The sequence below is a fragment of the Microbacterium sp. C448 genome (assembly GCF_000582705.2).
In the GTDB taxonomy this organism is placed as follows: Bacteria; Actinomycetota; Actinomycetes; order Actinomycetales; family Microbacteriaceae; genus Microbacterium; species Microbacterium lacus_A.
This window is the reverse complement of the sequence record NZ_HG779661.1, coordinates 1-11,068: the sequence shown is the minus strand read 5'-3', so window position 1 is coordinate 11,068 and position 11,068 is coordinate 1. Positions and strand designations below refer to the sequence as shown.

The window sequence follows — 11,068 nt, the reverse complement described above, 5'->3', positions numbered from 1 at the left end:
TAGACTCGGAGGGTTGCCACGGGGTGTGGCGCAGCTTGGTAGCGCGCGTCGTTCGGGACGACGAGGCCGCAGGTTCAAATCCTGTCACCCCGACAGATCAAGGAGGGTCGCCAATGGCGGCCCTCCTCTTCCTGTTTCACGGGCCACAACGATCTGGAGCACGATGACCGACGCAGCGAAGATCCGACTCGTCGCTTTCGACCTCGACGACACGCTCGCTCCCTCGAAGAGCCCCATTCCGGACGCGATCGGCGCACATCTGCTCGCGCTCGCCGAGCGTGTGGAAGTCGCGATAATCTCCGGAGGTCAGCTCGGCCAGTTCCGCAGTCAGGTGGTTGAACGGCTTCCGGATGCTTCACCCGAGGCGCTCGCGCATGTGCACCTCATGCCCACGTGCGGCACGCAGTACTACCGGTTCGACGCGAGCGGGCAGATCGACACCATCTACGCGCACTCCCTCACGGAAGACGAGAAGGCTCGCGCGCTCTCGGCGGTCGAGAGCGAGGCCCGGCGACTCGGGCTCTGGGAATCCGAGCCGTGGGGAGACATCCTCGAGGATCGCGGTTCACAGATCACCTTCTCCGCCCTCGGCCAGCGCGCGCCGCTCGAGGCGAAGATCGCCTGGGATCCGACGGGTTCTCGGAAGTCCGCACTGCGTGACGCCGTCGCGGCGCGGATCCCCGACCTCGAGGTGCGATCGGGGGGTTCGACGTCGGTCGACATCACCCACCGCGGCATCGACAAGGCCTACGGGATGACACGACTCGCCGAGCACACCGGCATTCCCCTTGATCAGATGCTCTTCATCGGCGATCGACTCGATCCGGATGGGAATGACTACCCCGTCCTGGCGATGGGCGTTCCCTGCCACGCGGTGGACGGGTGGGAAGAGACCGTCGAGTACCTCGACGCGCTCGTACCGGCACTGCCGATCCGGTAGCCAGAGCTATGCTGACGCCGTGGAACCGCTCACTCTCGTCGTCATTGTCGCCGCCGCCGTCAGCGCCGCCTGTTGGATCCTGTCGCTGATCACGAAAGACACCTCCTGGGTCGACAGAATCTGGTCGATCGTGCCGATCGCGTACGTCTGGATCTTTGCGGGTGCCGCATTGGCCGAGGGCAAGGATGCTGCCCGCCTCGTCATGATGGCTGTGCTCGTCACGGCCTGGGGCGCCCGGCTGACCTTCAACTTCGCCCGCAAGGGCGGCTACTCCGGCATGGAGGACTACCGCTGGGCGATCCTGCGCGGACGCATGAAGCCGTGGCAGTTCCAGCTCTTCAACCTGTTCTTCATCGTGCTGTACCAGAATGCCCTCCTCGTGCTGATCACGCTGCCCGCCCAGATCGCCTGGCAGTACGACACACCTCTCGGAGTGTGGGACGCGGTCTTCGCCATCCTGTTCCTCGTCCTGCTGCTCGGTGAGACGGTGGCTGACCAGCAGCAGTGGAACTTCCATCGAGCCAAGGCGCGAGCGGGCGGACAGCTCGGCGACGGATTTGTCACCGCGGGGCTGTTCCGCTTCAGCCGGCACCCGAATTTCTTCTTCGAGCAGGCCCAGTGGTGGGCGTTCTACGCGATCGGCGCGACCGCGGCCGTAGCAGCAGGACTCGGCTTCTGGGGCGGCGCAATAAACTGGTCGATCATCGGGGCCGTCCTCTTGACGGTGTTGTTCATCGGTTCGACGATCTTCACCGAGGCAATCACCTCCGGTAAGTATCCGGCGTACGCCGGGTACCAGAAGGCGACGTCGATGCTCGTGCCTCTCCCCCCGCGCAGGCGCGCCCCGAAGAAGTCGCCGCACCCCGCGTAGGTCTCTAGGCGGCGTATCCCTGCGGGTTCTGCTGCTGCCAGCGCCAGTAGTCACGGCAGGCATCGTCGATCGTCAACCGGGTGGTCCAGCCGAGTTCCTGGGCGGCCTTGGCGGGGTCGCAATAGGTCGCCGCGACATCACCGGGGCGCCGGTCGAGGATCTGCTTGGGTAGCTCGTGCCCGACAGCCTTCTCGAACGCCGCGATGAGTCCGAGCACGCTCACGGGCTCACCCGTCCCGAGGTTGTACACCGCGTACCCGGGCTGTGCCGCATTCAGCGCCGCGACGTGCCCCTCGGCGAGGTCAACGACGTGGATGTAGTCGCGCAAGCCGGTGCCGTCCGGTGTGTCGTAGTCGTCGCCGAACACACCGATGCGTTCGAGCGAGCCGATCGCGACGCGCGAGACGTACGGCATGAGGTTGTTCGGGATGCCCGCCGGGTCCTCCCCGATGAGCCCGCTCTCGTGCGCACCGACCGGGTTGAAGTATCGCAGCACCGTGACGTCGAGTTCGGGGTTGACCCGGGCCACATCCTCGAGCACGACCTCGTTCATCCGCTTCGACTTCGAGTACGGGTTCGACAGGTCGATGCTCGTCCGCGACGTCTCGCGGAACGGCAGGTCCTCCGGGTCCGAGTAGACAGTACCGGTGCTCGAGAAGACGAAGGAGCGGATGCCTCGGGCAAGTCCCACCCGCAGGAGCGCGAACGTCGTGCCCAAGTTGTTGGCGTAGTACTGCAGCGGCTTCTGCGTCGACTCACCGACCGCCTTGTGCGCCGCGAACTGCAGGATCGCGTCGAAGGGGCCGAACTCGTCGAAGGTGCGCTCGACCACCGCGTCGTCCGCCGCGTCGCCGATCACGAGCGGCGCGGGCCGGCCGGTGATCTTCTCGATCCGTACGGCCGCCTCGGCGTGGGTACCCGAAAGATCGTCCAGCAACACGACCTCGTGGCCGCCGTCGAGCAGGGCGACAGCCGTGTGAGCACCGATGTAACCGGCACCGCCGGCAAGAAGAACGCGCATGATCTCAGCCTAAACCGGGCGGCGCCTCGTGCGTTCCCGCTATCGGCTGAGGCGGTCGCCCGACTCTTCCAGGTAGCAGGCACCGCAGAGCGACTCATACGTCACGACATGCTCCGTGCGTTCGCCTGTCTCATCGATCGCGACTTGGTCGCCGTCGAACACGAACCGCCCGTCGATGACGCGCCCGTTGAAAACCGCCTTGCGACCGCACCGGCAGATCGTCTTCAACTCTTCGAGGGTGTGTGCGGTCTCGAGCAGTCGCCTCGAGCCCGGAAAAGCGGCCGTCAGGAAGTCGGAACGGATGCCGTAGGCGAGAACGGGGATGTTGTCGTGGATCGCGATGCGGAACAGGTCGTCGACCTGGCGAGGCGTCAGGAACTGGGCCTCGTCGACGAGGAGGCACGAGATATCCACCCCCGTCGCGGCGCGCGATCGATCCCGCTGCTCGCGAAACAGCGCGCCAGCATCGGCTTCGGGCTCGATGAGGAAGTCGACGGTTCGCGAAACGCCGAGTCGGGACGCGATCTGGTCGTCCGCTTTCGTGTCGATCGCGGGCTTGGCGAGCAGCGCTCTCTGGCCGCGCTCCTCGTAGTTGTACGCGGCTTGCAGCAGCGCGGTCGACTTTCCAGAGTTCATCGCGCCGTAGCGGAAGTACAGTTTTGCCACGCGCAGAGTCTACGGAGGAACCGGGTCAGACGGCCGTGATGGCGAGTGCCGCCGCGGTCTCTTCGATCGTGACCCGAGCGACGTCGGGCTGCGTGTTGAGCGTCTCGCCATAACTGGGGATCAGTTCGCGCAGCTCAGGCGTCCACGCGTCGACTCGGTCGGGAAAGCAGGTCTGCAACAGCCCGAGCATGATCGATACGGCCGTGGAGGCGCCGGGCGATGCGCCGAGTAGACCGGCGATCGAGCCATCCTTCGCCGCGACGACCTCGGTACCGAACTGCAGTACGCCGATCTTCTTCGGGTCCTTCTTCATGACCTGAGCGCGCTGGCCGGCGTTCAGCAACTGCCAGTCCACGTCCTTCGCCGTCGGCACGAACTCGCGCAACGAATCCATCTTCTTGCCGTGGTTCTTCAGCAGCTCGGCGATCAGGTACTTGAGCAGGCCCGGGTTGTCGACGGCGACCTTCAGCATCGGCAGCAGGTTGCCCGGCCGGATCTGCGTCACCAGATCGAACACGGATCCGTTCTTGAGGAACTTCGGGCTGAATGTCGCGAACGGGCCGAACATCAGGGATGCTTCACCGTCCACGACGCGCGTGTCGAGGTGCGGAACCGACATCGGCGGTGCGCCGACGGACGCCTGCGAGTACACCTTGGCGCGGTGCTGCGCGATCAGCTCGGGGTTGGAGGTCTTGAGCCACTGCCCACCGATCGGGAAGACACCGTAGCCCGAGATCTCGGGGATGCCCGAACGCTGCAGAAGCTTGAGCGCCCACCCGCCCGCACCCACGAAGACGAACTTGGCGTTGATCTCGCCGGGCGTTCGCCCCAGCCGGTTACGGGTCTTGACGAGCCACGTTCCGTCCTTCTGCCGCTTCAGATTGCGGACTTCGCGGTCGGTCATGACCTCCACGCCGTCGTCCCGCAGGTGATCGATCAGCTGGTGGGTGAGCGCACCGAAGTCGACGTCCGTGCCCGCGGGAACGCGCGTCGCCGCGAACGGCTCATCGCTCTTCAACCGCTTCTGCATCAACAGCGGCGCCCACTTGTTGATCACGCGGGAGTCTTCGCTGTACTCGATGCCCGCGAACAGGGGCTGCGTCTTCAGAGCCTCGTACCGGCGACGCAGGTACTCGACGTCCTTCTCGCCACGCACGAACGTCATGTGCGGTGTGGCGTTGATGAACGTCTTCGGCTCGCTCAGCACGCCACGCTTGACGAGGTTTGCCCAGAATTGACGGCTCTGCTGAAACTGCTCGTTGATCGAGACGGCCTTGGCCGGGTCTACGGATCCGTCGGGTGCCTGCGGCATGTAGTTGAGCTCGCAGAGGGCCGCATGGCCCGTGCCCGCGTTGTTCCAGGCATTCGAACTCTCGAGCGCGACATCCGAAAGTCGTTCGACGAGGACGATCTTCCAGTCGGGTTCGAGTTGATGCAGGAGGGTACCCAGGGTGGCGCTCATGATCCCGCCACCGATGAGCACGACGTCGACGGTTTCGCTCACTGGACAAGTCTAGTTCTGCGGTTCGGGGCACGAGGACGCCAGTGCACCGCCGACAGCGAAAAGTCGGCGGTTTTTACGCGCCGAACAAACTCAGGCGTCGACGCTCAGTCCGGCGGCGACGAGCTCGGCGATCTGCACGGCGTTCAGCGCGGCGCCCTTGCGCAGGTTGTCGTTGCTGATGAACAATGCGAGCCCGCGGCCCTCGGGAGCCGACTGATCGGCACGGATGCGTCCAACGAAGCTGGGGTCCTTGCCCGCGGCCTGGAGGGGCGTCGGAACCTCTTCGAGCTGAACGCCCGGGGCACCCGAGAGCACCTCGCGGGCGCGCGCGGGGGTGATCTCGTTCGCGAACTCGACATTGATGCTCAGCGAGTGACCCGTGAAGACGGGAACTCGCACGCAGGTTCCCGAGACGCGCAGCCCGGGCAGTTCGAGGATCTTGCGGCTCTCGTTGCGGAGCTTCTTCTCTTCGTCGGTCTCGTTATCGCCATCGTCGACCAGGTTGCCCGCGAAGGGGATGACGTCGAACGCGATGGGGGCGATGTACTTCTCCGGCTGCGGGAAGTCCACGGCGGATCCGTCGCGCACAAGTCGCAGGGTGTCGCCCTGGGCGAGGACACCCTCGACCTGTCCGAGCAGCTCCTCCGCGCCCGCAATACCGGAGCCACTGACGGCCTGGTAGGTGCTGACGATCAGGCGCTCTAGTCCAGCGACGGCGTCCAGCGCCTTCAGCACGGGCATGGCGGCCATCGTGGTGCAGTTGGGGTTCGCGATGATGCCCTTGTGCGCCTCGGCGATCGCGTGCGGGTTGACCTCGCTCACGACGAGCGGCACCTCGGGGTCCATACGCCAGGCGCTGGAGTTGTCGATCACGACGGCGCCAGCCTCGGCGAAGCGGGGTGCGTGCGCGCGGCTGCCGGTCGCACCGGCCGAGAACAGCGCGATGTCGATGCCCGCGGGGTCAGCGGTCGCGACATCCTCGACGACGACGCTGTGTCCCCCGAACTCGAGCGACGTGCCCGCCGAGCGTGCGGTGGCGAACAGGCGCAGCTCGCGAATCGGGAACGAACGCTCGATGAGGATCTCGAGCATCACCGTGCCCACCTGGCCCGTGGCGCCGACAACGGCAACGGATAGTCCGGAATCTGAGATGCGGGTCATGGTGAAGCCTTCTGGTTTGGCGGGTTCGACGATTCTACGGCCGCACGAATACAGGAGATCACGCGAAAACAGGATGATTCTGCCGAAAACCTCCTGTTTTCGGCCGATCTCCTGCGTTCGAGCGAAGCTCGGACGGATGCCGGGGGTGAGGGTGAGGGTCAGCGGCCGGAGCCGGCGTGGACCGTCGCGTCGGTCTCGCCGTCGAGCCCGTACGCGCTGTGCACGACACGCGCCGCCTCGGCGAGGTCGTCCGCCCGGACCACGACCGAGATGCGGATCTCGGACGTCGAGATCATCTCGATGTTCACCCCGAGCACACTGAGCGCCTCGAACAGCGTCGCCGAAACACCCGAGTGCGTGCGCATGCCGGCACCGACGACCGAGAGCTTGCCGATCTGGTCGTCGTGCACGAGGCTCTCGAAACCGACCGAGCCCTGCTCGCCCGAGAGGGCCTTGAGGGCCAGCGGCGCATCCGCTTTGGGCAGCGTGAACGAGATATCAGCGCGACCGGTCGCGGCGGCCGAAACGTTCTGCACAATCATGTCGACGTTCGCACCGGACTTGGCGACGATCTTGAAGATCTCCGCGGCCTTGCCGGGCACATCGGGAACGCCGATGACCGTGATCTTGGCCTGGCCGAGGTCGGTCGCGACACCCGCGACGATGGGTTCTTCCATGCCATCTCCTTGCTGCTGCAGCGCCGCGTGGCGCTTCTCGTCGAGCACGTAGGTGCCCTCGGACGATGAGAACGTGGAACGTGCGTGGATGAGTACGCCGTGCCGGCGGGCGTACTCGACGGCACGGATGTAGAGCACCTTCGCGCCGTTTGCCGCGAGCTCCAGCATCTCTTCCGTCGTGACGGTGTTGAGCTTGCGGGCGCGGGGAACGATGCGGGGGTCCGCGGTGAAGATGCCGTCGACGTCGCTGTAGATCTCGCACACGTCGGCCTTCAGCGCCGCAGCGAGGGCGACGGCGGTGGTGTCGGATCCCCCGCGACCGAGGGTCGTAATGTCGCGGGTGTCGCGGTTGAAGCCCTGGAAGCCGGCGACGATGACGATCGCACCCTCGTCGAGGGCTTCGCGCAGACGCACCGGGGTCACGTCGACGATGCGGGCCGCGCCGTGCGTGGCATCCGTGATCATCCCCGCTTGGCTGCCCGTGAACGAGCGCGCCTCGAATCCCATCGAATGGATCGCCATGGCGAGCAGGGCCATCGAAATACGCTCACCGCTCGAGAGCAGCATGTCGAGCTCGCGCGGCGCGGGGATCGGCGCCACCTGCGATGCGAGGTCGAGCAGTTCGTCCGTGGTGTCGCCCATGGCACTCACGGCGACGACCACGTCGTCGCCCGCGCGCCGCGCATCGACGATGCGTTTGGCAACACGCTTGATGCTCTCGGCATCTGCGACCGACGAGCCGCCGTACTTCTGCACGATCAGCGCCACGATGTTTCTCCAGGGGTGAGCGGCGGAAACGCCGAGCCCATTCTACGGAACCCCCATATGCCGTCACGCCCATGTAGGCGCTAGGGTGCGGGCATGACTCTCGATGACCTCGGCTGGAACGAGTTCAACCTCGGCATCCTCGGCGCGACAGCCGCCTTGGCGGGCCTCGTCATCGTCGCGGCGAGCGTCAACATCGCCGAGATCGTGAAGTCACGCTCGCTGACCGCGCGCCTGGGCGCGGGAATCGCAACGCTCGTCCTCGCGATCACGGCTTCCGCGCTCGCCCTGTTCCCCGGGATTACCTTCGTCGCCTACGGCGCCGCCGTTCTCGCATCGGCGCTGATCACGATGGTGTTCAACGCACATGCGGCGCGGGCGATCGCCCAGAACACCAACCCAGAGAACCGCTACAAGGGGCCGCGAGCCGCGGTCAACTTCCTGCCCGCGGCGATCTACGCCGCGGGTTCGGCGATGCTGATCGCGGGAGAGCCCGCCGGCCTGGTCGTGGTCGCTGTCGGGGCCATCGTCGCGATACCGGTCGCGCTCATGATCTCGTGGATCGTGCTCGTCGAAGTGCTCCGCTGAGCCGGAGTGGCCGGAGCATCGCGCCGCGAGCTGTCTCGCCCTAGAGCGTCCTGCGACCCTCGAACGCACGACCGAGGGTGACCTCGTCGGCGTACTCGAGGTCCCCACCCACCGGCAGGCCGGACGCGAGGCGCGAGACGCGCAGCTGGAGGGTCAGCAGGAGTCGACTCAGGTAGGTCGCCGTCGCTTCACCCTCCAGGTTCGGGTTCGTCGCGAGGATGACTTCCTGCACGGTGCCGTCGGCGAGGCGGGTCATCAGCTCGGTGACTCGCAGATCGTCGGGACCCACACCATCGATCGGGCTGATCGCCCCACCGAGGACGTGGTACAGCCCGCGGAACTCGCGCGTGCGCTCGATGGCCGCGACATCCTTCGCGTCTTCGACGACACAGATGACCTGGGGGTTGCGCCGCGGATCACGACAGATGCTGCAGCGGTCCTGCTCGGACACGTTGCCGCAGACCTCGCAGAAACGAACCCGCTCGCGCACATCGGCCAACAGCGTCGCGAGCCGCTTCACATCGAACGACGGGGTCTGCAGGATGTGGAAGGCGATGCGCTGAGCCGACTTCGGCCCGATGCCCGGCAGCCGACCGAACTCGTCGATCAGATCTTGAACGATTCCGTCGTACATCAGCTGAACCTCGTGGGCTGTTCGAAGCGTTCCTCGCGCACGAAGGTGGCGCCGAGCACCTGGCGGACGACCGCCTCACCGTAACGGTCGGTGACCCGCTTTGCGGGTGCAGGAGTGCGTGCGGGGGCGGGCGCGGTCGTCATCGAGCCCGGGCCGAGCACATCGACATCGGGCTCGTCGGGAACCGGCGGCTCGTCGACGCTCAGCACCTGGCCCTCGCGCTCGGGCACGGTCGGGCGAGCGAGCGCCGGAGACGCAGCCACCTCATCGGGCTCGTCATCGACGGCGAGCTGCGCGGGGGCGCGCAGCGTGCCGAGCGCGACGGGCGGCTCATCCGCTGTTCGCGGGATCGCCGCGACCGCCCACTCCGTCACCGGTGCCGGAGCCAAGCGAGACGTCGAAACGGGCGTCGAAGCTGCCGCTTCGGGACGTGCGGCGCCCGACCCAGGGGCGCGGGTGACCCATCCTGACGGCGGCTGGTCGTGCGGCGGCGCGTCATCGGGGGGACCGTCATCCGGCGGCGGCGGTTCGTCCGCGGGCGGGGCAGGATCGGGACCGTCGAGCCGGGCGAGGAACTTGACCCGCACGCCCAAGACACGGTCGATCGCGGTCCGCAGGTCTTCGCTGGCGTTGGCGGCGACACCGCGTTGACGGAACTTCTGCACATCGCTCTGGCTCTGGAAGGTCACCGTGAGCACGTCACCCTCGTACGCGTACACGCGGGCGTTGCTCGCCACGAGCCACGAGGTTCGACTGATGTCCTCGAGTGTCGACAGGACCTCAGGCCACGCGTCGCGGAGCATCGCCACCGTCACGGGGCCGGTCGGGCGAGGCCGCGCCGGTTCGTCGACGGGCGGTTCTGGTTCTGTCGGCGCAGGATCTGCAGCCGGCGCAGGATCTGCCTGTGCTGCAGCAGCGGGTGCCGTCGCAGGCGCCACCGACGGAGCAGGCGCAGCCGGCGTTATCGCTCCGGGGGTCGACGCAGCCGGTCTGACCGGGGCTTCAGCTGCCGGCGCTTTTGCGGGCGCTGCTACCGGCGGCGCGCTGGTGACAGGCGGCGCACCGGCCGCAGGCGACGCGCCGGCCGCAGGTGTGGCCTCGGATGCGAGCACGCGCGCGATCATGAGTTCGAGCTGCAGACGGGGCGATGTCGCACCGGTCATGTCGTCGAGCGTGCGGCTCACCAGGTCGGCAACGCGGGACAGACGTTCGCCGCCGAAGATGCGGGCCTGTCGACCCATCCGTTCGAGTTCGTCCACCGGGACACCGCGCAGCACGGCTGAGGCCGCGGGACCCGTCGCCTCGACCACGATCAGGTCGCGCAGACGCTCGAGCAGATCATCGACGAAGCGCCGCGGATCCTGTCCGGTCTGCACGACGCGGTCGACGGCGCCGAATGCCGCCGCGGGATCGGGGTCGGCGAGGGCCTCGACGACTTCGTCCAACAGCTCTGCATGGGTGTAGCCGAGCAACGAAACGGCGCGTTCGTACCGGACGGTTGCGGAGCCGGACTCTGTCGAGATGTCCGAACCCGCGATCAGCTGATCGAGCAGCGACAGGGTGTCACGCGGCGACCCGCCGCCGGCCCGGACGACGAGGGGAAGCACACCCGGCTCGACCTGCACACCCTCTTGCGCCGAAAGTTCTTGGACGTACTCGAGCATCGGCCCGGGCGGCACGAGCCGGAACGGATAGTGATGGGTGCGCGAGCGGATGGTCCCGAGCACCTTGTCGGGCTCGGTCGTGGCGAAGATGAACTTGACGTGGTCGGGCGGCTCTTCGACCAGCTTCAGCAGCGCGTTGAAGCCCTGCTGCGTGACCATGTGCGCCTCGTCGAGGATGAAGATCTTGAAGCGGTCGCGGGCCGGCGCGAAGATCGCCCGCTCGCGCAGGTCGCGCGCATCGTCGACACCATTGTGGGATGCCGCGTCGATCTCGACGACATCGAGGGAACCACCGCCGGCACGGGAGAGTTCGACGCAGCTCGGGCAGACGCCGCACGGCGTATCGGTCGGCCCCTCGGCGCAGTTGAGGCAGCGCGCGAGAACGCGGGCCGATGTCGTCTTGCCGCAGCCGCGGGGACCCGAGAACAGGTACGCGTGGCCGACCCGGTCGTTGCGCAGCGCCGTCATGAGCGGATCGGTGACCTGCGCCTGACCGATCATCTGCCCGAACGTCTCGGGTCGATAGCGGCGGTACAGGGCGGCGGTCACGCCCCCAGCCTACGGCGTGGGTGTGACA

The 11,068-nt window shown here is 67.0% G+C and carries 10 protein-coding genes and 1 tRNA gene; 4 read left to right on the top strand and 7 right to left on the bottom strand.

The window, feature by feature from the left end:
• Positions 1-19: 19 nt before the first annotated feature.
• The 3 genes from MIC448_RS07060 (at position 20) to MIC448_RS07050 (ending at position 1,811) form a co-directional block, all read left to right on the top strand.
• Positions 20-93: transfer RNA gene (locus MIC448_RS07060), tRNA-Pro, on the top strand.
• A 70-nt stretch (positions 94-163) separates the two neighbouring features.
• Positions 164-940 carry an HAD-IIB family hydrolase gene (locus tag MIC448_RS07055; protein WP_036297786.1) on the top strand — a complete coding sequence of 259 codons (777 nt, stop codon included), beginning with the start codon at positions 164-166 and terminating at the stop codon, positions 938-940.
• A gap of 19 nt (positions 941-959) precedes the next feature.
• Positions 960-1,811: a DUF1295 domain-containing protein gene (locus MIC448_RS07050; RefSeq protein ID WP_036297784.1), complete on the top strand. Its 852-nt coding sequence runs from the start codon at positions 960-962 to the stop codon at positions 1,809-1,811.
• A gap of 4 nt (positions 1,812-1,815) precedes the next feature.
• On the opposite strand, the gene galE is transcribed toward MIC448_RS07050, so the two are convergent.
• From galE to MIC448_RS07025, 5 genes are all read right to left on the bottom strand, one after another.
• Positions 1,816-2,832, bottom strand: a complete 1,017-nt coding sequence (galE, locus tag MIC448_RS07045) for a UDP-glucose 4-epimerase GalE (RefSeq protein WP_036297782.1) — start codon at positions 2,830-2,832, stop codon at positions 1,816-1,818.
• A 39-nt stretch (positions 2,833-2,871) separates the two neighbouring features.
• Positions 2,872-3,498 carry a thymidine kinase gene (locus MIC448_RS07040; RefSeq protein WP_036297780.1) on the bottom strand — a complete coding sequence of 209 codons (627 nt, stop codon included), beginning with the start codon at positions 3,496-3,498 and terminating at the stop codon, positions 2,872-2,874.
• Between the two features lie 25 nt (positions 3,499-3,523).
• The gene (locus MIC448_RS07035) at positions 3,524-5,002 is read right to left on the bottom strand and encodes a malate:quinone oxidoreductase (RefSeq protein WP_036297779.1); all 1,479 of its coding nucleotides are present in this window, start codon (positions 5,000-5,002) and stop codon (positions 3,524-3,526) included.
• A 90-nt stretch (positions 5,003-5,092) separates the two neighbouring features.
• Positions 5,093-6,163 (bottom strand): aspartate-semialdehyde dehydrogenase, encoded by a 1,071-nt coding sequence (locus MIC448_RS07030; RefSeq protein ID WP_036297777.1) that lies wholly within the window; start codon positions 6,161-6,163, stop codon positions 5,093-5,095.
• A gap of 158 nt (positions 6,164-6,321) precedes the next feature.
• Entirely contained in the window at positions 6,322-7,608 is a 1,287-nt protein-coding gene (locus MIC448_RS07025; protein WP_036297775.1) for an aspartate kinase, read from the bottom strand.
• 93 nt (positions 7,609-7,701) lie between these two features.
• Here MIC448_RS07025 and MIC448_RS07020 point away from each other — a divergent pair, with 93 nt between their 5' ends.
• Entirely contained in the window at positions 7,702-8,193 is a 492-nt protein-coding gene (locus MIC448_RS07020) for a hypothetical protein (protein WP_036297773.1), read from the top strand.
• Positions 8,194-8,233: 40 nt separating this feature from the next.
• Here the strand turns inward: MIC448_RS07020 and recR are convergent, their stop codons facing one another.
• Both recR and MIC448_RS07010 read right to left on the bottom strand, forming a co-directional pair.
• Positions 8,234-8,827: a recombination mediator RecR gene (gene recR / locus MIC448_RS07015; protein WP_036297771.1), complete on the bottom strand. Its 594-nt coding sequence runs from the start codon at positions 8,825-8,827 to the stop codon at positions 8,234-8,236.
• Positions 8,827-11,040 carry a DNA polymerase III subunit gamma and tau gene (locus MIC448_RS07010; RefSeq protein ID WP_036297769.1) on the bottom strand — a complete coding sequence of 738 codons (2,214 nt, stop codon included), beginning with the start codon at positions 11,038-11,040 and terminating at the stop codon, positions 8,827-8,829. The genes recR and MIC448_RS07010 overlap by 1 nt, the downstream gene beginning before the upstream one ends.
• Between the last annotated feature and the right edge of the window lie 28 nt (positions 11,041-11,068).